At 39.3% G+C, this 22,859-nt stretch carries 17 protein-coding genes; 10 read left to right on the top strand and 7 right to left on the bottom strand.

Annotated elements, in window-relative coordinates; translation table 11 throughout:
• Positions 1-360 precede the first annotated feature (360 nt).
• The 4 genes from gloA to EA365_12425 all read right to left on the bottom strand — a co-directional run bounded on the left by gloA (position 361) and on the right by EA365_12425 (position 3,767).
• Positions 361-792, bottom strand: a complete 432-nt coding sequence (gloA, locus tag EA365_12440) for a lactoylglutathione lyase (GenBank protein TVQ43525.1) — start codon at positions 790-792, stop codon at positions 361-363.
• 97 nt (positions 793-889) lie between these two features.
• A complete protein-coding gene (locus tag EA365_12435; GenBank protein TVQ43524.1) occupies positions 890-1,327 on the bottom strand; it encodes an Hsp20/alpha crystallin family protein in 438 nt (145 codons plus the stop codon).
• 110 nt (positions 1,328-1,437) lie between these two features.
• Positions 1,438-2,298 (bottom strand): universal stress protein, encoded by an 861-nt coding sequence (locus EA365_12430; protein ID TVQ43523.1) that lies wholly within the window; start codon positions 2,296-2,298, stop codon positions 1,438-1,440.
• Positions 2,295-3,767, bottom strand: a complete 1,473-nt coding sequence (locus EA365_12425; GenBank protein TVQ43522.1) for a SulP family inorganic anion transporter — start codon at positions 3,765-3,767, stop codon at positions 2,295-2,297. The genes EA365_12430 and EA365_12425 overlap by 4 nt, the downstream gene beginning before the upstream one ends.
• Positions 3,768-3,947: 180 nt before the next feature.
• Here EA365_12425 and EA365_12420 point away from each other — a divergent pair, with 180 nt between their 5' ends.
• Positions 3,948-5,642: a SulP family inorganic anion transporter gene (locus tag EA365_12420; GenBank protein TVQ43521.1), complete on the top strand. Its 1,695-nt coding sequence runs from the start codon at positions 3,948-3,950 to the stop codon at positions 5,640-5,642.
• A 306-nt stretch (positions 5,643-5,948) separates the two neighbouring features.
• Here the strand turns inward: EA365_12420 and EA365_12415 are convergent, their stop codons facing one another.
• Positions 5,949-6,950 (bottom strand): hypothetical protein, encoded by a 1,002-nt coding sequence (locus EA365_12415; protein ID TVQ43520.1) that lies wholly within the window; start codon positions 6,948-6,950, stop codon positions 5,949-5,951.
• A 35-nt stretch (positions 6,951-6,985) separates the two neighbouring features.
• On the opposite strand from EA365_12415, the gene EA365_12410 reads away from it, so the two are divergent.
• The 3 genes from EA365_12410 (at position 6,986) to EA365_12400 (ending at position 10,613) form a co-directional block, all read left to right on the top strand.
• Positions 6,986-7,201 carry a hypothetical protein gene (locus tag EA365_12410; GenBank protein ID TVQ43519.1) on the top strand — a complete coding sequence of 72 codons (216 nt, stop codon included), beginning with the start codon at positions 6,986-6,988 and terminating at the stop codon, positions 7,199-7,201.
• A 93-nt stretch (positions 7,202-7,294) separates the two neighbouring features.
• Positions 7,295-10,102, top strand: a complete 2,808-nt coding sequence (secA, locus tag EA365_12405) for a preprotein translocase subunit SecA (protein ID TVQ43518.1) — start codon at positions 7,295-7,297, stop codon at positions 10,100-10,102.
• Between the two features lie 163 nt (positions 10,103-10,265).
• Complete coding sequence (locus tag EA365_12400) at positions 10,266-10,613, top strand: hypothetical protein (GenBank protein ID TVQ43517.1); 348 nt, start codon at positions 10,266-10,268, stop codon at positions 10,611-10,613.
• A gap of 264 nt (positions 10,614-10,877) precedes the next feature.
• Here EA365_12400 and EA365_12395 read toward each other — a convergent pair whose 3' ends face one another.
• Positions 10,878-12,365, bottom strand: a complete 1,488-nt coding sequence (locus tag EA365_12395; GenBank protein ID TVQ43516.1) for a TldD/PmbA family protein — start codon at positions 12,363-12,365, stop codon at positions 10,878-10,880.
• 40 nt (positions 12,366-12,405) lie between these two features.
• Here EA365_12395 and EA365_12390 point away from each other — a divergent pair, with 40 nt between their 5' ends.
• From EA365_12390 to EA365_12365, 6 genes are all read left to right on the top strand, one after another.
• Positions 12,406-14,439: an EAL domain-containing protein gene (locus EA365_12390; protein ID TVQ43515.1), complete on the top strand. Its 2,034-nt coding sequence runs from the start codon at positions 12,406-12,408 to the stop codon at positions 14,437-14,439.
• A gap of 200 nt (positions 14,440-14,639) precedes the next feature.
• On the top strand, positions 14,640-17,054 hold the full coding sequence (locus EA365_12385) for a phosphoketolase family protein (protein TVQ43514.1): 2,415 nt from the start codon (positions 14,640-14,642) through the stop codon (positions 17,052-17,054).
• Between the two features lie 73 nt (positions 17,055-17,127).
• A complete protein-coding gene (locus tag EA365_12380) occupies positions 17,128-19,662 on the top strand; it encodes a glycogen/starch/alpha-glucan phosphorylase (protein TVQ43513.1) in 2,535 nt (844 codons plus the stop codon).
• Positions 19,663-19,884: 222 nt separating this feature from the next.
• A complete protein-coding gene (locus EA365_12375; GenBank protein ID TVQ43512.1) occupies positions 19,885-20,181 on the top strand; it encodes a hypothetical protein in 297 nt (98 codons plus the stop codon).
• A gap of 64 nt (positions 20,182-20,245) precedes the next feature.
• Entirely contained in the window at positions 20,246-20,617 is a 372-nt protein-coding gene (locus tag EA365_12370) for a cyclic nucleotide-binding domain-containing protein (protein TVQ43511.1), read from the top strand.
• A gap of 5 nt (positions 20,618-20,622) precedes the next feature.
• On the top strand, positions 20,623-21,840 hold the full coding sequence (locus EA365_12365; GenBank protein ID TVQ43510.1) for an acetate kinase: 1,218 nt from the start codon (positions 20,623-20,625) through the stop codon (positions 21,838-21,840).
• Here EA365_12365 and EA365_12360 read toward each other — a convergent pair.
• Positions 21,837-22,661: an MBL fold metallo-hydrolase gene (locus EA365_12360; GenBank protein TVQ43509.1), complete on the bottom strand. Its 825-nt coding sequence runs from the start codon at positions 22,659-22,661 to the stop codon at positions 21,837-21,839. The genes EA365_12365 and EA365_12360 overlap by 4 nt on opposite strands.
• Positions 22,662-22,859: the final 198 nt, after the last annotated feature.

Here is a 22,859-nt window from a genome sequence, read left to right as displayed (position 1 = left end):
TAGATAATGGGAATCTGTCTATTAATATCTACGTTTGAAATAAATTATATTTATCAAGGTTTGCTGACCTAAAGGCTAAAGCGATCGCTCTGGGGCGGAAATTACAAGGTGTGGGGCTTGACAAAGTACGCCGATTTGACCTACAATATTAGATAATGGGAATCTGCCTATTTAAAAGTATATTTGAAATAATAATAAATACGTTTTTCCAAACCCATTTTGAAAATTCAGCAAAAATAGCTTGAACTCCTCTTCCCTCTTCCCTCTTGCCTGCGCGTAGCGCTATAGTTATCAAGGTTTGGTGACCAAATCCAAATAGTGAACCCCTAAAACTTCCCCCTACTAAAGGGGAAGTAATTTTTAAGCGGTAGTAGTTGCAGTAATTGATTTAGACTCAGATGAATCTAGAGTTTTAGCTTGAATTAACTCAATTTTATAACCGTTGGGGTCTTCTACGAAAGCGATTACTGTAGAGCCATGTTTCATTGGACCTGGTTCTCTAACCACTTTACCACCGAGAGACTTAATTTTTTCACAAGTTCCGTAGATATCATCTACACCTAGAGCAATATGACCATAAGCGTTACCTAGATCATATTGATCTACTCCCCAATTATAGGTTAATTCGATAACTGTGTTAGCAGCTTCATCACCATAACCAACAAAAGCGAGGGTAAATTCACCACCTGGGTAGTCTTTCTGACGGAGTAGTTTCATCCCGAGAATATCACAATAGAATTTTAGTGATTCTTCTAGGTTACCTACTCTGAGCATTGTGTGTAGAATACGCATAAAATCTGTTTTAACTGAACTGCTTATTTATGATTATAAACAAAATATCCCCCCTATTGATGATGTAGGGAGGATTCTAATCTAGATTAATTGAGACTTAAAGACTAACTTTGACCACTTTATTTTTTTCTTCTTCAACTTTTGGTAAGGTTAGAGTTAGTAATCCGTCTTTATAGTCTGCTTTAACGTTATTGTTATCAATGTTAACAGGTAGAGGGATGATCCGGCGAAAATGTCCATAACGGAATTCACTACGAGTGATACCTTTTTCTTCGGTTTTGGTTTCTGATTTGCGTTCACCACTAATAGATACAGAGTCAACGGTTACTTGTATATCCAAGTCTTTAGCTTCCATACCTGGAATTTCTAGCTTCAACTCAATTGCTTCATTAGTTTCGTGCATTTCAGCAGGAGGAATAAAGGAAAGTCTTTCTTTTTCTTGACCTGGGTCATAATTTAGACTTTCAAACAAGCGATTCATTTCCTTTTGTAAAGAGTCAATTTCTCGGAAGGGTTGCCAACGAACTAGTGTCATATGTATAAACTCCTTAATTAATTTATCTATCTCTACTATTGATAATAGAGCAATTAATCGAGGAGATATTGTCGGTTTTCTACCCCTAATTTAGGTGGAATACCCAACTTTTATCTAAATAAAAGAACGGGAATTTGACTACTACGCAATACTTGAGCGGTAGTACTACCAATCACTAGTTGACGGATACGATTATGTCCATAAGCTCCCATTAATAGTAAGTTAATCGATTGAGTTTGAGCGTAATGAATAATAACCTGTTCTGGGTCACCAGTTTGTGTTTGACAAATAGGATTTAATCCTTTGGCTGTTAACTTTTGCTCAGCTTCTTGAAGTAAAGTTATTTTGCTATCATCGGAACTTTTGGTAATCGTGATGATGTGTAACTCTAAATCTTGAAATAGAGGTATTTTGACCAAAAAGTCTAAGATTTTCTTTCCCGTGGGGCTACCATCATAAGCGATGAGCACTTTTTCAATGGGTTGGAATGCTCGGGTAGTGACTAAACAGGGTTTATGAATACTGCGGACAATTCTCTCTAGATTAGCTCCTAAATGTTTGGTAGCAAAATCTGCACCCTCTCCCCGTTTTCCTAAGACGATTAAGTCTGATTCAGCTTCAAACTCAGAGAGACAATCAACCAAAAAACCTGTTTGTCCAATCAGTTTAATCTGCTCAACTCCATACTCTCTCAGGGAAGTTTCAGCGTTTTGCAGAATCAATTTAGCTTTTTGGTGGTTTAGTTTAGCTTTTTGATGCTCGATTTCTACTAAATTCTTGAGCAATTCTTCCGATGCGCCTAAACCGATAGCACCGCTAAGGTTATGATTAGAAGCCATCTTCTGACTACGTACATCAATAACCGATAAAACTGTTACCTCTGCTGATAATCTAGTAGCAAACCAAGCACTATAGCGATAGATACTTTCAGCAAAAGCAGAGCCATCAGTACATACTAAAATCTTTTTCATGTTTTTTGATAAACCGCTAATTTATTTAAGAGAGTAGAGCTAGCTTCATTTAAACCCACTAATTCAACATCTGCTCCATTGCGTCTAAATTTCATTACTACTTTATCTATAGCTGCAACTGCACCTTGATCCCAGAGATGAGCGTGGGTTAAGTCTATGGTTACGCGGTCAACGATTTCCTCAAAATCAAAAACAGTTAAGAATTCATCCACCGATAAAAAGAAAATTTGTCCTACTACGCTATAGATGCGATGAGTACCATCTTCCCTGAGAACTTTATCAACAAAGACTAGTTGTGCAATATTACGGGAGAAAAATACAGTACTCATGACTATTCCTGTGACTACTCCTAAAGCGAAGTTACGGGTTAAGATGGTCACGAACATAGTTGTAAGCATAACCGCGGTTTCACTGCGAGGAGTCCGCGATAGGGTTTTAATCGATGACCAACGAAATGTACCGATAGATACCATAATCATCACTGCTGCTAAAGCACCCATGGGAATTTCTTTGACCCATGTACTTAAAGCTAAAATAGCAATTAAGAGGAAAACTCCAGCACATAGAGTTGATAGTCTCCCTCTTCCACCAGACTGGATGTTAATAACGGATTGTCCGATCATACCACATCCTGCCATGCCACCAAAAAAGCCAGTGATAAGGTTAGCGATACCTTGTCCTTTGGCTTCTTGATTTTTATCACTAGGTGTATCGGTTAATTCATCTACTAGGGAAGCGGTTAAAAAGGAAGCTAGTAAACCTACTACCGCCATAGTTAAGGAGGTGGGTAAGATAATTTGCAGGGTTTCTAGGGTAAAGGGAACTTCAGGTAAACTAAATAGGGGTAAGGTAGTTGGTAGTTCTCCTTTATCTCCTATGGTAGGAACATCTAATTTAAAGATGATTTTTGCCATCCCCATGACTACCAATGCGATTAGGGGAGAAGGTATGGCTTTAGTAAATCTCGGTAAGATGTAAATAATTGCTAAGGATAGAGCCGTAATTAAATAGACTGTATAGGGAACGTTAGTTAATTCAGGTAGTTGTGAGGTAAAAATTAGGATAGCTAGAGCGTTAATATAGCCAATCATTACGGCTCTAGGTACGTATTTCATTTGACGTCCTAGTTTGAAAACACCGAATAATATTTGTAATAAACCTGTTAATAAAGTTGCTGCTAATAGATATTGCAAACCATGGTTTTTAACTAATTCAACCATTAATAGAGCCATTGCTCCAGTTGCTGCTGAAATTGACCCAGGTCTCCCTCCTAAAAAGGCGGTGGTAATGGCTATAATAAATGAGGCGTATAGTCCTACTTTTGGCTCTAGTCCTGCAATAATCGAAAACGCGATCGCTTCTGGTATTAAAGCTAATCCTACTACCGCTCCTGCTAGAATATCGGCTTTGGGGTTAAAAAACCATTCTCTCTTGAGTTGTTGGATTGGGAATTGTTTGATTTTAATCATCCTTTTTCTTATTGATTTAGTTTTCAAGCCAAGGATTGGCGCAAATTTAATAAGTTTTCCTCAATCATTATCATTGATATTAACAAGTTTTATCAAGTTTTATTAACTTTTATGATAAATTGGTTACATTAATCACGTTAATCAAAATAAAATCATAAGGGAGATCAAAAACACAAAATAATGAAAATAACCAATGAAATTAATTTTAGTAACTTCCAAGGAGATTTATTTGGAGGGTTAACCGCAGCTGTGGTAGCTTTACCTATGGCTTTAGCTTTTGGTATAGCTAGTGGTGCAGGTGCTGAAGCAGGTTTATGGGGAGCAATACTAGTAGGCTTTTTTGCAGCTCTATTTGGCGGTACTCCCAGTCTGATTTCTGAGCCAACCGGTCCAATGACGGTAATTGTTACAGCTGTAATCGCTGGCTTAATGGCTACTAACCCCGATAACCCTGAAAAAGCTTTAGCGATGGGTTTTACCGTAATTATGTTGGCGGGAATATTTCAAATTATTTTTGGAGCATTGGGGTTAGGTCGTTATATCACTATGCTTCCTTATAACGTCATATCCGGCTTTATGAGTGGTATTGGAATCATCCTTATTGCTTTACAAATAGCACCATTTTTGGGTCAAGATACACCACCTGGAGGAGTAATTGGTTTAATTCGTGATCTCCCTTATTTAATTGCTCATATCAATCCTTGGGAAATGATTTTAGGGATAATTACTTTAGTTGTTATTTTAACTTATCCTAATTCTTGGAAAAAATTTGTCCCACCTCAATTAGCAGCTTTAGTGGTAGGAACATTATTAGCTTTAATGGTGTCTAGAAATGTGGAAATTCGCACGATCGCTACCATTGGCGAAATTACTCCAGGATTACCTAAGTTACAAATGCCTACTTTCACTCCCGATAACTTGAACCTGATGTTTGTCAACGCGATGGTGTTAGCGGTAGTTGGCTCGATTGATTGTTTATTAACCTGTGTGGTTTCTGATAGTCTGACTCGTACAGAGCATAAGTCTAATAAAGAATTAGTCGCTCAAGGTATAGCTAATTTAATCACGGGTTTATGTGGAGGTGTTGCTGGCTCTGGCGCTACAACTGCAACTGTGGTTAGTATCAAAGCGGGAGGACGTACAGCTTTAGCGGGTATTTTTCGTGCTCTATTTTTATTAATTATAGTCTTATGGGCAGCTCCAATAACTTCTTATATTCCTTTAGCGGTTTTAGCGGGAATTGTTTTAAAAGTAGGTATTAATATCATTGATTGGGCTTTCTTGAAAAGGGTACACAAGATTTCTCGCAAAGCGGCGGCGATTCTCTATGGTGTAATTATTTTAACTGTGTTCGTTGATTTAATGGTAGCGGTGGGAGTAGGAGTATTTATCGCTAATATCTTAACTATCGATCGCCTTACTGAGTTACAATCTCAGTCTGTCAAGACTATCACCGACGCTGATGACCAAATTGTCTTGACACCAGCAGAAAAATCAGTTTTAGACTCAGCCAAAGGTAGAGTGCTACTATTTCATCTTAGTGGTCCGATGATTTTTGGTGTAGCTAAAGCTATCTCTAGAAAACATAGCACTATTGCTAATTATGATGTGTTAATTGTTGACCTCGGTGAAGTACCAATTATGGGGGTGACTTCTTCTCTAGCGATTGAAAATGCGATTCAAGAAACTATTGATTTGGGTAGATCAGTAATTATTGTAGGAGCAACCGGAAAGGTTAGACATCGTCTGGAAAAATTGGGTATCGCTGGTTTGATTCCTGGTGAATATTGGATGAGCGATCGCCTTACTGCTTTAAAACAGGCTAAACTTATTTCTGATCATAATCAGCTAATTGATAATTCTTACCTTAATTAATCATAGGGAAGAGGTAAGAGATTGAGCAATGTGGACAGGGTATGGGGTGCGGGGTGTGGGGTGTGGTAAAATTTATATTTAGTTACTTAGATAGTGTATGCTGAAAAAGTAAGTCTTGGTGAGGAGATGGGCACTCTTGCAACAGGAAGCCAATATTTATGCTACTTAAGTAAGTAAAAGACATAAATAAACTTTTTTTGAACAGAAAACGACTTTAAACCCATACCAAATCAAAGTTTTAGATTTATTCAGCAAGCCCTAGATAGACTCTCTTGAAATAGACAAAATTGTCAGAGAGTTTGTCTTTCATTGATTTACTTCAGGATTAACAATGTATTCAGATTCTACCGGGGATTGTTGTTCCAACACAACCAAAGCTTGATGTATCATTGCTGCTACTTGAGCGCGAGTAGCCTCACCGTTGGGGTTCAATATTTTCAAATCCGGATAATTGATCACCAAACCCGATTCAGTGGCAGCCGCGATCGCACTTCTGGCGTATTCGGGAATCTCTTGCCAATCTTGGTAATTATCGGCGAGTATGGTTTCTGGATCTCCTGAGGGTTGTAACTCTAACCCACTCACCAGAGATAATAGTACTTGCATTTTAGAGATAGGTTGATTCGGTTCAAATATTTCTCCCGGATAACCTTTGAGGAATTTTTCCCCAACTGCGAGATCAATCGCTTCTTTTGCTTCGGATTCCTCATCTACATCTTTGAAATCTATTGCTGTTTCTGTTGATGTTAGTCTTATCGCTTCGTTAAGTATCTCGGCGTATTCTCCTCTTGGTACAGAATCATTAGGTCTAAAATTGCCTCCTCTTAGATCTTTAAATATTCCTTCTTCTGCTAATGCCATAATGAAAGGGTAAGCCCAGTAGTCTTGTGCAACATCGACAAATACTACTTCTGGTTCAGGAGTTGGTTCAGGAACTATAACAGAGGGTTCATCCGGTAGAGGAATTGGTTGGGGAGTTAGTTCGGTAACTATAACAGAGGGTAGAGGAGTTGGTTGGGGAGTTAGTTCGGTAACTACTACCGGAGGTGCAATTACTACAGTTTTTCTTTCCTTAGTCGGCATTCTTCTCGATGGTTGTTCCACTGGAGAAACTTCTAATTCAGGATTAGTAACAGGTTCAACTGATGATGTAGTTTGGGGAGATGGGCTAAACAGAGTTGCATTGATAAGTTGATTATCTTTGAGCAACACCCAGGCTAAAATACTACCTATAACGCCAAAAGCAACTATGATAGCTATTTTTTCGTCTAAATCAAGTTTTTTCCGATTGTTATACTGATTACTCATAATATATATTTTCCGACTAGTTATACTTAGACCTAATGATAACCCAAGTGACACTTACAGATTTTATTCAAGTAACTAGTGATCTTGAAGCTACCACAAGTCGGGGTTCAATTGTTTATAACAGAAATAATAGCAAATTCTTTTATAACCCTAATGGTAGTCAAGCTAATTTTGCCTCAACTATTGATCGAGGTGGTCACTTTGCTACCCTGACTGGTAATTTATCTAATGATAATATATTTCTTGCTTAAGTGGTAATCGAGACATTAAATCTCTCAGACTTTCAACCTAAATTTTTGGTAGAATCGTACATAATAACATAATAACCCCAAGAATAACTACTTATGTTGAAAGCCTTACTCGGAGATCCTAACGCCAGGAAAATCAAAAAAATACAACCTATAGTCACTGAAATTAATCTACTCGAAGAAGATATACAAAAACTATCAGATGATGAATTAAGAGGTAAAACAGGAGAATTTAGACAAAAACTAGATAAAGCCAGAAATCAACGAGAAGAAGCAGAAATACTCTGGGAGATCCTACCTGAAGCTTTTGCTTTAGTAAGAGAATCAGCGGTGAGAGTTTTAGGACTACGTCACTACGACGTACAGTTAATTGGGGGGATAGTCCTGCATCAAGGTCAAATAGCCGAGATGAAAACAGGAGAAGGAAAAACCCTCGTAGCAACCCTACCAGCTTATCTGAACGCGTTAAGTGGTAAAGGTGTTCACGTAGTCACCGTCAACGACTATCTAGCTAGAAGAGACGCCGAATGGATGGGACAAGTACATCGGTTTCTCGGTTTAACTGTTGGCTTAGTCCAAAATGACATGAGCGCCAATGAGCGGAAAAAGAATTATGGTTGTGACATAACTTACACAACTAACAGTGAGTTGGGTTTTGACTATCTACGGGATAATATGGCGACTTCTTTAGAAGAAGTAGTGCAAAGACCCTTTAATTATTGTATTATAGACGAGGTTGACTCTGTACTTATAGACGAAGCTAGAACACCCCTAATTATCTCAGGACAAGTAGAACGTCCCACCGAAAAATATCTCAAAGCCGCTGAAATAGCCGAACAATTAGTTAAAGAAACCGAAGAAGAAGAGGGAGACTACGAAATAGACGAAAAAGCCCGCAGCGTTTTATTAACAGATGCAGGTTTTGCTAAAGCTGAACAACTCCTAGGCGTAACCGACTTATATGACCCTGATAATCCCTGGGCACACTATGTCTTTAACGCTATTAAAGCCAAAGAATTATTTATCAAAGACGTTAACTACATGGTTAGAGATGGAGAAGTAGTTATCGTTGATGAGTTTACAGGAAGGGTGTTATCAGGAAGACGCTGGAGTGATGGTTTACATCAAGCGGTTGAAGCCAAAGAAAGAGTAGAAATCCAAAAAGAAACCCAAACTCTAGCAACTATCACTTATCAAAACTTCTTTTTACTCTACCCTAAATTAGGTGGGATGACCGGTACAGCGAAAACAGAAGAGGTAGAATTTGAAAAGGTTTATAAACTAGAAGTAACCATCATTCCTACTAATCTTCCCTCACGACGTCAGGATGTATCAGACGTAGTCTATAAAACAGAAGAAGCCAAATGGCAAGCAGTAGCTAGAGAATGCATAGCTATGCACCAAGAAGGTCGCCCAGTGTTGGTGGGAACAACTAGTGTAGAAAAATCAGAGGTACTCTCTAAACTTTTAGCCCAAGAAAGAATTCCCCATAAACTACTCAATGCGCGTCCCGAAAACGTGGAGAAAGAATCAGAAATCGTCGCCCAAGCAGGAAGAAAAGGCGCTGTCACTATCTCTACTAATATGGCTGGACGTGGAACTGATATTATCCTCGGTGGTAACTCTGATTATATGGCAAGACTCAAAATCAGAGAATATCTCTTACCCCAAGTGGTTAAACCAGAAGATGACAGCAAATTTAGTATAGCTACTCCCGCTTTAGGAAGTGGACGCAAACGCCCCCAAGGTTTTGAACTAGGGAAAAAAGTAAAAACTTGGCGCGCATCTACGGAAATTTTCCCCACAGAACTATCTAAAGATACGGAAGAATTGCTCAAAGCTGCCGTAAAGTTAGCAGTAGAAGAGTACGGCTATCAGGGTTTGTCTGAGTTAGAAGCAGAAGAAAAAATAGCGATCGCCGCCGAAAAAGCCCCCACCGATGACCCAGTCATTCAAAATCTGCGCAGCGTCTATAATCGCATTCGTAAAGAATATGAGCACTTTACCTCTAAGGAACAAGATGAGGTAATTCAATTAGGGGGATTATACGTAATAGGGACAGAACGTCACGAATCACGACGCATTGATAACCAATTACGTGGACGCGCGGGAAGACAGGGTGACCCTGGTTCAACTCGTTTCTTCTTGAGTTTACAAGATAATCTCTTGCGCATTTTTGGGGGCGATCGCGTGGCAGGTTTAATGAACGCCTTCCGCGTTGAGGAAGATATGCCTATAGAATCAAAGGTGTTAACTAACTCCCTAGAAGGTGCACAGAAAAAGGTAGAAACTTTCTACTATGATGCTCGTAAACAAGTCTTTGAATACGACGAAGTGATGAATAATCAACGTCGCGCTATCTATGCTGAACGTCGTCGTGTCTTACAAGGGTTTGATATCAAAGACCAAGTCTTACAATACGCAACCCAAACCATGGACGAAATCGTTGAGGCTTATGTTAATCCTGATCTTCCCCCAGAGGAATGGGATTTAGAAAATTTAGTGGCTAAAGCCAAGGAGTTCGTCTATCTATTAGAAGATGTAGGAGTTAAAGATTTAGACGATCTCACCATCAATGAGATTAAAACTTTTCTCCATGAAGAAGTACACAAAGCCTATGAAATCAAAGAAAGTCAGATAGAAAAAGTCCAACCTGGTTTAATGCGTCAAGCAGAAAGATTCTTTATCCTCAGTCAGATTGATAATCTCTGGCGAGAACATCTTCAAGGTATGGAGGCACTACGAGATTCCATCGGTTTACGAGGTTATGGACAAAAAGATCCTCTGATTGAATATAAACAGGAGGGTTATGAGATGTTTTTAGAGATGATGATCGATATTCGTCGTAATGTAGTTTACAATCTCTTTAAATTCCAACCCCAAAATCAAGCTCAAAGTGTCTAATTTAACCTGAGTTTAAGGGAAGAGAAATAACATTTTGATCCTTTCTTCTTCCCCTGAACAACTAAAAGGGAATTGAGTAATTTGGAATACGATCAACCTAGATTCCGCTTAATAACCACAGAAGAACTAAATATAATTACCTGGATTACCTCTTTATGGTGAGATGATTTTTGATTTAGCAGATCTCGAAATTGTACAAGAACAAGGAAACTTAGAAGATCTGATTGTCCATGAAATGGCTCATGTTCTTGGCTTTGGGGCTGGTCCTCTTTGGGACAATAATCTTCAAGGGAGAAATAGCCAACAACCTAGATTTACAGGTTCTCAAGCTAATCGTGAATATCAACGCATTTTTGGATTCAATGCACAGGATTCTGTACCTGTAGAAGCAACAGGTGGACCTGGAACGGCTTATGCTCATTGGGAGATGGGAAGCTTTCCTGGTGAATTAATGATTGGTTCTATAATTTTAGCCTCGGTTTTGTCTATAGTCGCAGTGATGGAAAATTAGCCTTCCTAGATCAAGACAATGATATCATGTACGTTTAATTAGTTATAATAAACTTGTTCCTTGATACCTTCTTCTTTTCCTCCTGCCTCCTGCCCCTGGAGCCTCCTGCCTTACCTCACTTTTATCGTAAGTATTCACCCGAACTTGATATGACATCACTCTAACACCATTTGCTGTACTTGAGGGTGATCCTCGTCTTAACTCTAGAAATATTAGAGTTTTGTAAAATGAACCAGTTGGGGTATCAGAAGATACCCTCTTTTTTTAAACGTGTTTACCTATATGGATATTTTTCACTAACGCAGGTACGCAACCATGGGTCATTTGGGCTACTTGCATTGGTTCACCCTTACCACACATATTAGTACCGCATTGTTGCCAACTAGATTCTGGACCGATCGCTTCTACACTATTCCAAAAGTCGGTAGTCATGGAGTGATAGGTAACGTTTTTGAGCATTCCCACAATTTTACCGTTTTTCACTTGCCAGAAAGCATCACCCCCAAACTGGAAATTACGTCGCTGTTGATCGATAGAAAAGCTACCGATACCATCAATCAAGATTCCTTCTTTAGTTTCGGCGATCATTTCCTCAAGAGTAGCGGTATGACTATCACCCTCTTTACCTGGTTGTAAACCTAGATTAGGAATTCTCACCATGGGTAAACTCGACCAACTATCAGCGTAAGCGCAACCATTGCTACTACCTCTCCCTAAACGGTGTGCGGTTTCTCTGTCGGTAAGATAATCTACTAAAATACCGTCTTTGACTACGTACCATTCTTGGGCTGGTACTCCTTCGTCATCGTAAGCTACAGTACTACGTCCTTGCTCTTGAATACGATCCGCTTTAAAATTAATCCAAGGTGCGCCATACTGCAATTTCTGCAACTTATCGGTTGTGGCAAAACTAGTCCCTGCAAAATTCGCCTCATAACCATAGACGCGATCTAATTCTGTGGGATGTCCAACTGATTCATGAATGGTTAACCATAAATTAGTTGGTTTGAGGATTAAATCCGTGGTAATTCCCGATGGTCCATCTGGTGCGTTAACTTTGGCGATCGCTTCTGTTGCTACTCTCTCTACATTCCCTAGTAAATCCTCTCGGGAGATATTCTCATATCCTGCATTACGAGGAGAACATTCATAGTTTCGACTTTGGGCGTCACCTGAAGCGATCGCTGTACAACCAAAACCCCCGTAAGTACGATAGATAGTTTGTTCGATTAATGATCCTTCTGTAGAAGCGAAGGTTTTCTCTTCCTTAGTAAAGCTTAAAAAACCATAAGCTTTTTTGACACCTCTATCCTGATAGGTTAAAATTCTCTCATTAATCTCTAGTAATAACTCAGCTTTTTCGGCTACAGATATGTCAAAAGGATCGATTTGAATGGGGGTGATATAACTATCTTGAAAAGCTTCTACAGGAGCTAATTTAACTGGTTGTTGTTGGGATAAAAGACTACCCTTAGCGATTTCTACCGCTTTGATCACAGTTTGGGCGATCGTCTCAGTATTAATTATAGAACTAGCCGCAAAACCCCAAGCTCCCCGATAAAGTACTCTGACTCCAAAACCCAAATTAACATTATCGGAAAGCCGATTTAGGGATAAATCCCTTGTTCCTAAATTCTGTTGACGATATCGACAAATACGAATATCGCCATATTCACAACCAGTTTTACTGATTAATGCTATTCCCTCTTGAGCTAATACTTTGTTATTATTTTGACTAAGTACTTGTACCATCTTTGACTTGATCTTTTTTAACTCATTCTAACCGAATTTTATGAATCCCATCGATTTATTAAACTATCACCTAGATAACACCCCTTTAGCGGTTGTGCAATGGGATGCACAATTTAGGGTGAAAAGATGGTCTAATATGGCTGAGAATATCTTTGGGTGGAAAGAGGTAGAAGTAGCTAGTTTTCATCCTTTTGCTTGGGATTTTGTCTATCAAGATGACATTCAACGCGTCTCGGAAGTCATGGATGATCTCCTTGGTAAAAAGGTTACTAGAAATATCAGCTTTAATCGTAATTATACTAAAGATGGTCGCGTTGTTTATTGTGAATGGTATAATTCTATACTTTTTGATGAAGAAGGGAAATTATTATCTGTTCTCTCTTTGGTATTAGACGTTACTAAAAACGTGGAACTAGCAGAGACCATATCTCTGAAACAACCTATAGCTAATACAGGTTTGGATGTACTTAAAGACGCTTACATTATTACAAATATTAATTATCGCGTTACCTATCTCAATTATCAAGCTAGTAAATTAACAGGATTCACCAATAAAAATGCTAAAGGATGTCAATTAGATGAGGTTTTTCGTCTCAGAAATAAATCGATTCAAAATATTATTGAGACATCTAAACCCATTAATAACTTATTAAGTTTTGGTTATGATTATTGGTTAACTTGTACTCAACAACAAACCTATCAAGTAGAATTTATCGTTATTGGACTTTATACTAATAATCAAGTTTTAAAAGGTTATCTATTAATTTTTAATAATCTGCAACGTAATAACAGTTTAATCAGTCAATTTAAATATCAAGTAGAAAGGGATCAAGTCACAGGATTATATAACCGTAGTTTTTTCCTACAAGAATTAGATAAAGCGATCGCCTCTGTCAAAAATTCTAACATCTCTCACTGTTTCTGTTATTTAGACTTAGATAGATTTCAAATCATTAACAATACCTGTGGTCATATAGCAGGAGATCAACTCCTCCAACAACTCAGTCAAATATTATTACAAGAATTAGGACACCATGCTATTATAGCGCGGTTAGGTGGTGATGAGTTTGGTATTTTATTACTATATTATGATGTAGAGACTGCTCAGAATCTGATTAGACAAATTAGAGACAAAATCAAGAACTTTAATTTTATCTATTCCGAAACAATCTTTAGGATTAGTGCGAGTTTTGGGTTAATTGAAATTAATCAAAATAGTAGTGACTCTATCTTAATTTTAAGTGCTGCTGATGCAGCTTGTTTAGCAGCTAAAGAAAAAGGACGTAACAAAATTCAAGTTTATCAAAACAGCGATCTAGTGTTAACAACAATGAGGAGCGATCGCCAATGGACAATTAGAGTTAATCAAGCTATTAAAGAGCAAAGATTTTGTCTGTATCAGCAAAAAATAGAAACAGCCAAATATCAATCCAAACAACCTCAAATCGCTGAGATTTTAGTGCGAATGATTGGTGAAGATGGTAGAATAATTACACCTTTAAACTTTATTCCAGCAGCTGAAAGATACGGGTTGATGACTGATATTGATTGTTTAGTCATAAAAATGCTAGAAGAATACTCCAGAAATGAACAGACCAATAATTATTACCTGATTAACCTTTCAGCTACTACCATTGGAGAAGAAATATTTTTAAGCTTTTTAGAGGATATATTTACTAACCAGTATCTTAAACCAGAATCAATTTGTTTTGAAATTACCGAAACAGCAGCCATTAACAATATCCAACAAGCCATCAAATTTATTAAAAAATTAAAAAACCTAGGTTGTCAATTTGCTCTGGATGATTTTGGGACAGGAATGTCTTCCTTTAGCTATTTAAAAAAATTGCCCATTGATTATATCAAAATAGACGGAAGTTTTATTAAGAATATCAACAACGAACTTAACTATATTATCGTAGAGTCTATAGTAAAAATAGCGCAGTTATTAGAAGTAAAAACCGTAGCTGAGTGGGTAGAGAATGATCAGATACGTGACCAAGTAGCAGCAATGGGTGTTGATTACGTTCAGGGTTATGGAGTAGAAAGTGTCAATCCTTTAACCTTTTCTTAACTAAAACCTGATAAAAAATTAAGTTTTTTTTAATAAATTGAAAAAATAATCGGTTAAACTGAGTTATAGCAATAGTTTCAGAAAAACTGTATTAATTGATACTGTTAATTACCGATAATATTTAAGGGATTTTTAACCTAATTATTGCCAGATGATGTTAAAGTTCAAAAGAGAACAAAAAACGACGATTAGGATTGTATATGGTTCAAGCACCAACACCAGAAACTTCCGCAAATTTATCGGCATTATCAGAAGAAGAACTAAGGAAAATTGACGCCTATTGGCGAGCTGCGAACTATCTAGCAGTAGGGATGATCTACCTCAAAGACAACCCCCTACTCAAAGAAACACTAACACCAGAACATATAAAATACCGTCTTTTAGGACACTGGGGAGCGTCTCCCGCTTTAAGTTTCACCTACGTACACCTAAACCGTTTGATCAACAAATACGACCTAAACATGATTTTCATGGCAGGTCCAGGTCACGGTGCGCCTGGGGTATTAGGACCTGTGTACTTAGAGGGAACGTATTCAGAAATTTATCCCGATAAAACCGAAGACGAAGAAGGGATGAGAAAATTCTTTAAACAGTTTTCCTTCCCAGGTCATATTGGTAGCCACGTAACCCCAGAAACACCAGGATCTATCCACGAAGGTGGAGAACTAGGGTATAGTGTTTCCCACGCTTACGGCTCAGTTTTAGACAATCCTGATCTAATTACTGTAGTAGTAGCAGGAGATGGAGAAGCAGAAACAGGACCTCTAGCTACCTCATGGCACTCTAACAAATTTATTAACCCCATTCATGATGGAGCGGTTTTACCAATTCTGAACTTGAATGGTTATAAGATTGCCAACCCCACCATCTTGTCTCGTATTAGTCACGAAGAATTAGACAACCTCTTCAAAGGATATGGTTATACTCCTTACTTTGTAGAAGGTGGAGACGATATCGAAGGGATGCACCAAAAAATGGCAGCAACCCTAGAAGAATGCGTGCTCAAAATTCGGGAAATTCAAGAACAAGCGCGCAGTACAGGAGTAGCCGAACGTCCCAGATGGCCCATGATCGTCCTACGTACACCCAAAGGTTGGACAGGACCAGATTATGTAGATGGTAAAAAAGTAGAAGGTTTCTGGCGTGCCCACCAAGTCCCCATGGGTGGAATGCACAGCAACCCCGAACACGTCAGACTCCTAGCAGAGTGGATGAAGAGTTATAAACCCGAGGAACTCTTCGACGCAGAGGGTAAACTAATTCCCGAACTCAAGGAATTGTCACCCAAAGGACATCGCCGGATGAGTGCTAACCCCATAGCTAATGGTGGTTTAGTACGTAAAGGGTTAATTATGCCCGATTTCCGCGACTTAGCCGTAGAAATCCCAGGACCTGGCAAAATCGAAGTAGAAAATACCTTAAAACTCGGAGAATTCCTCAGAGAAGTAATGCGTCGCAATATGACCAGCTTCCGAGTATTTGGACCAGATGAAACAGCCTCTAACCGTCTCCATCCTATCTACGAAGTTAGTAAGAAAACCTGGATGGCTGACTTACTACCCGAAGACGAAGATGGGGGTCTCTTATCTAAAGATGGTCGGGTGATGGAAATGCTCTCAGAACACACCCTACAAGGTTGGTTAGAAGGTTATTTACTTTCAGGGCGTCACGGTTTATTCCACACCTATGAAGCTTTTGCTCACGTAGTTGACTCGATGTTTAACCAACACGCTAAATGGTTAGATATCTGTAAACACGATGTACCTTGGCGTGCTTCGGTATCTTCTCTGAACATCCTACTATCTTCTCTAGTTTGGCGTCAGGATCACAACGGCTTCAGTCACCAAGATCCAGGCTTTATTGACGTAGTGACTAACAAGAGTCCCGAAGTAGTCAGAGTCTATCTCCCACCTGATGCTAACTGTTTATTATCAGTAGCTGACCACTGTCTGCGCAGTACCGATTACGTAAACGTGATCGTCTCTGATAAACAACATCACCTACAATACCTCACCATGGACGAAGCAATTAAACATTGCACCAAAGGTATTGGTATCTGGGAATGGGCGAGTAACGATGACCAAGGCGTAGCCGCAGACGAACCTGATGTAGTAATGGCTTGTTGTGGTGATATTCCTACCATGGAATCACTAGCAGCTACCGCGATTCTGCGTGAAGAGTTCCCCGAACTAAAAGTACGCTTTATCAACGTTGTGGATCTGTTTAAACTACTTCCTGAAGATGAACACCCCCACGGACTATCTGATATAGACTTTGATACTCTATTTACCCCAGATATGCCGGTAATCTTCAACTTCCACGGTTACCCCTGGTTGATTCACAAATTGACCTACCGTCGTACTAATCAACAACGTATTCACGTACGGGGTTATAAAGAAGAGGGTAATATCAATACTCCTCTCGAACTAGCCATCAGAAACCAAGTCGATCGCTTTAACCTGGTTATCGATGTTATCGATCGTGTACCTAAATTACAATCACGCGGCGCTTACGTCAAAGAACGTATGAAAAACGCCATCATCGAAAATCTCAACCACGCTTTTGAGCAAGGTATAGACAGAGACGAAATCGTCCACTGGACATGGCCTTACTAAACTAAAAAAAATAGATGGGAGTATCAAAGCTCCCATTTATTCTATCAAGACACATTTAACTTAATCTTAACCAATGAATCCCATTCTTTCACCCCAAATCCAAATAGAAGACGATCGCACAGGTATATTGATTCCTACCATCAGAAGAGCGATCGCCGATAACCTCTTCTATATTCAAGGTAAATATCCAGGTATCGCTAGCAAAAATGACTATTATATGGCTCTAGCTTATACAGTCAGAGACCGTATGTTGCAAAAATGGCTAGCGACTACCCAAGCTTACTTTAAACCAGAAACCCGCATCGTCTGTTATCTCTCAGCAGAATTCCTCCTCGGACCTCATCTAGCTAACAACTTAGTTAACCTCGATATCTATGACCAAGTTCGCAACGCTGTAGAAGATTCAGGTTTAGATCTCAACGAACTAATCGAACAAGAAGAAGAACCAGGTTTAGGTAACGGTGGATTAGGAAGACTAGCCGCTTGTTACATGGAGTCACTCTCTAGTTTAGAAGTAGCCGCGATCGGTTATGGTATCCGTTATGAATATGGTATCTTTGACCAAACCTTCTGCGATGGTTGGCAGGTAGAAATTACCGATAAATGGTTGCGCTTCGGTAACCCCTGGGAAATTCCCCACCCCGAAGAAGCAGTAGAAGTCAAACTAGGTGGTCACACCGAATCCTATACCGATGACCAGGGTAACTATCGTGTGCGTTGGGTCCCTGCTAAAGTAGTTAAAGCTATCCCCTATGATACACCTACCCTCGGTTATCGTGTTAATACATGTAATACTCTGAGACTCTGGAAGGCTGAAGCAATAGAATCTTTTGACTTCCAATCTTTTAACGTCGGTGACTATTACGGATCAGTAAGAGAAAAAGTAACCTCAGAAAACATCACGAAAGTTCTCTATCCTAACGATGAACAAATCGAAGGTAAAGAATTACGTCTAGAACAACAATTCTTCTTTGTTTCTAGTTCTCTCCAAGATATGATTAGACTTCACCTCAACAGTGGTCGTAGTCTCGATACATTCCACGAAAAATTTGTTGTTCAACTTAACGATACTCACCCTGCGATCGCGGTGGCTGAATTGATGCGTCTGTTAGTAGATGAACATCACCTAGAATGGTCAAAAGCTTGGGAGATTACTAGCAAAACCTGTGCCTATACTAACCATACTCTACTTCCTGAAGCTCTAGAAAAATGGTCTCTGCCTATCTTTGGTAAATTGTTACCTCGTCACCTAGAGATTATCTACGAACTAAATCAACGTTTCTTAGATCAAGTACGCATTCAATACCCCAATGATGAGGCTAAACTCTCTCGTCTCTCTTTGATTGATGATAGTGGTGATAAATACGTGCGCATGGCTAATCTGGCTTCATTAGGGGCTTTTGCCATTAACGGTGTGGCTGCATTACATACCGAATTGTTAAAAATCAGCGTACTTAAAGACGTCTATGAACTTTGGCCAGAAAAAGTTAGCAATAAAACTAATGGCGTAACTCCTCGTCGTTGGATGGTAGTGTGTAATCCTCGCCTTACCAACTTGATTAACCTCAAAATCGGTGACCATTGGGTTAAACATCTCGATGAGTTACGCGCTATAGAACAATTCGCTGAAGATGCAGAATTCCGTAAAGCTTGGGCCCAAGTTAAACAAGATAATAAGGCTGACTTGGCTAAACGCATCGAAGCTAAAACAGGTGTGATAGTTAATCCTAAATCTCTATTTGATGTACAAATCAAACGCATCCACGAGTACAAGCGTCAACACCTCAATGTACTCCACATTATCACTCTGTACAATCAAATTAAACGCAATCCTAACCTGGATATTACCCCCCGTACCTTTATCTTCGGTGGTAAAGCAGCACCTGGCTACTATATGGCTAAGTTGATTATTAAGTTAATTAACTCCGTGGCTGAAGTGGTTAATAATGACCCCATAGTAGGCGATCGCCTCCAGGTAGTATTTGTGCCAGACTATAATGTTACCAACTCCCAAGCTATCTTCCCCTCTGCTGATATCTCTGAGCAAATTTCTACCGCGGGTTATGAAGCTTCCGGAACGGGTAATATGAAATTATCCCTCAATGGTGCTCTGACTATCGGTACTCTAGATGGTGCTAATGTGGAAATACGCGAGGAAGTAGGTGCAGAAAACTTCTTCTTATTCGGACTTACCGCAGAGGAAGTTAAAGAACTAAGAAATCAAGGTTATAACCCCTGGGATTATTACAACCAAAATTCCCAACTCAGAGAGGTTATTGATTTAATTAGTTCTGGTTTCTTCTCCCGTGGAGATAGTTCGGTATTTCGTCCTTTCGTAGAGAATCTACTCTGGAAAGATCCCTATTTACTCTTTGCTGACTATCAATCCTATATCGATTGTCAAGCAAAAGTTAGTGAAGCTTACCGCGATCGCGATAAATGGACTAAAATGTCTATACTTAATGTCGCTCGTATGGGTAAATTCTCCTCTGATCGCTCTATTCGTGACTATTGTAACGACATTTGGCACGTTCAACCTCTCCCTATTGAGATATCAGAATATATCCAAGCAAACGCAGGTTTAAGCGTAGAGAAAAACGGTCACTAATTCTCTAGGTGGAACGGTGGAACGGTGGAACAGTGTTATTGTTTCTATATAACATACTAGGGTATCCCCATCTCCCCATCTCCCCGTCTCCCCGTCTCCCTTCTCCCTTCTCCCTTCTCCCTACACCCCTCCCTATTCCCTCTTGTCTTGTTATTCTGACTCTAACCTAACTAATTTCGGTTAAAATTGATTGTTTATGACAATCGCTAAAAATTAACTCCCATGGAGAATAAAAAACCTGAATTCGCTTTTACAGAACGTCCTGTGATTAGTCTAGTTACAGAGATGCGAGCTTATTTTCAAGATCTCAAATCCTATTACTCTATTGCCAAAGGGGAGATTATCAGCCAACTAGATGAAGTCACCGAGGAAGCTAAAATAAGTCAATTACACTCTAAACTACAAGAGGTTAACGATAAAATAGCCTCTTTTAGCGTATTAGGTGATGCCCTCTCTATCGCTGATACAATCCTACATACAGAAGGGATGATCGCTGAATTAAGCGCAAAAAAAGTCTAAAAATACATGGTTGCAGGAGTAAAAAACTCTTGTAACCTATTACTTATCAAACAAAAGAAGAAATATGTTAACACCAACTCAAGTTATTAAATCATTCGTTGACACAGTTGAGAAAAAAACCATACCCGCAGGTGAGATTATTTTCGCTGAAGGAGAGATAGCAGAACTAATGTATGGTCTAGTTGAAGGTGAAGTAGAAGTAATAGTCAACGATAAAGTTATTGAGGTAATTCAACCAGGAGATGTGTTTGGTGTCGGTGCAATAGTACGACCCGATAATAAGCGAGAATCAACTACCAGAGCAAAAACAGATTGTAAAATCTTTACTCTTGATAAAATTACCTTTCTCTTCTTGGTTCAAGAGACCCCTATGTTTGCTATAGAACTCATGCGTAGTTACTCCGATCGCCTGGTTAAGTTAAAACATTCTGTCTAATTATTATGAAAGTATTAGTACTCAACGCGGGTTCAAGTAGTCAAAAAAGTTGTCTCTACGAACTCCCAACTAGTAATTTACCAGAACATCCCCCCTCTCCTTTGTGGTCTGCTAGTATAGATTGGACAGTAGCAGAAGGTCACGGTATCCTTAAGGTTAAAACCCCTTCTACTAAACAAGAAATCCAATTAGCTTCAGGCGATCGCGTGGCAGGAATCGCTACCATGCTCAATACTCTAGTAGAGGGAGAAAGCAAAGTCTTAGATAACCTTGCCCAAATCGACATAGTGGGACATAGAGTCGTACATGGTGGCTCAGAATACTCCGCAGCGGTAATCATTACCCCTCCCGTTAAGGAAGCGATTACTAATTTAATACCCCTGGCTCCTGCTCATAATCCCGCTCATTTAGAAGGAATTAACGCCATTGAGCAGGTATTGGGTTGCGTTCCTCAATGCGCGGTCTTTGACACCGCTTTTCACGCTAAAATACCCAGTAAAGCCGCTGTTTACCCCATACCCTACCAATGGTATGAACAAGGAATCCGTCGTTATGGTTTCCACGGGATTAGTCATAAATATTGTGCGGGAAAAGCCGCGGAAATTCTCGGGAAACCTCTAGAATCTTTAAAAATTATTACCTGTCATCTTGGTAATGGTGCATCTCTAGCAGCGATCGACGGTGGAATTGGCATTAACACTACTATGGGTTTTACTCCCCTAGAAGGCTTAATGATGGGTGCGCGTAGTGGTTCAATTGATCCTGCTATCTTGATCTATCTCATGCGGGAACATGGTTATACAGCAGATCAACTCAACCAAATGTTAAACAAAGAATCTGGTTTTAAAGGTGTTTCGGGTATCTCTGCTGATTTAAGAGCAATTGTTAGTGCGATGGAAGAGGGAAACCAACGCGCTAGTCTCGCTTTTGAGATGTACATTCACCGTCTTAAATATCACATCGGCGGAATGCTTACTAGTTTAGGAGGTTTAGACGTTTTAGTCTTTACCGCAGGAATTGGGGAAAACTCCACTCTAGTGAGAGAAAAAGCTTGTGAGGGGTGGGATTTTCTCGGTTTAAAGCTAGATACAACTAAAAATAACGATCGACCTGAAGATGTAGATATCTCTACTCCTGATTCTGCTGTACGTATCCTGGTGATTCACACCGAAGAAGATTGGGCGATCGCTCAAGAATGTTGGCATTTACAACAAAATATTTAGTCAAATTGCCAGCGAGTTCCTACGGTACAATCTATACAGCGATCGCCAAATTTATTCCCTAAAGCAGCTATGGCTTTTACTCCGGTACAGTGATTAGGTCCTAGTTTCTGTACCTTATATTTCTCTAAAGCTTCTAGAGTTGACTCTAAGCGTTGATTGCTTGCTCTAAGCAGATGCATTCCTCCTAACACCGCATAAAATTCACTAGTGCCTGTAATTTGAGCGATATAATCGAGAGTGTTAATAACTCCAGAATGAGCACAACCCAATAACACAACCCAACCCAAGGGACTTTCTAAAAACATGGCTTGATCATCTCTGAGGTGGTCTAGAGATTTATGTTCACTATCACACCAAAATAACCCCCCTGTATCTTCTAGAGGATGACGACGGGGAATTGTTCCACTTAGATATACTCCAGGTCTTATTTCTGTGGGGTTTTCTGTCCAAATCAGACGGCGGACTTTGGCTTTTAAGAGTTGTTCATCACAGATGGGAGAACCAATATTGCCACTAGGACTATATTTTGTTTGAAGTGCGGCAGGATGAAGGAATAAATCGGTCTCAGTTGCTTGTTCCAACAGACTTAATAACCCTCCTGTATGGTCATAGTGACCGTGACTAAGGGCGATCGCCTCTAAGTTATTGAGGGAAATTCCTAATTGTTGTGCATTATGCTCCAAAGTCAATCCTTGACCAGTGTCAAAGAGAATTTTATAAGAATCTGCTTCTATCAAAACTGACAAGCCATGTTCTCCCAATAAACCTCTCTTCCTGGTGGTATTTTCTGCTAAAATTGTCACTGCTAATTGTTCTAACACAAGTAAACAAGCTCCTAGGTTTAATACTTTGGGTTAACTTAGATCTTTTGCTCTACTTAATATACTTATTATATATGAAAGCTTGGTTAAAGGATAATATCTTATACATATCACAATCAGATGTACCAACTTATAAAAAAGGTGGTTCAATAGTTAGAAATAATTATTTTTGGGCATTAAAATCAATCTCCAGTTATT

The organism is Gloeocapsa sp. DLM2.Bin57, assembly GCA_007693955.1.
In the GTDB taxonomy this organism is placed as follows: domain Bacteria; phylum Cyanobacteriota; class Cyanobacteriia; order Cyanobacteriales; family Gloeocapsaceae; genus Gloeocapsa.
Note: the sequence above shows the minus strand (reverse complement) of the source record. Positions and strands in the feature narration are given on the sequence as shown.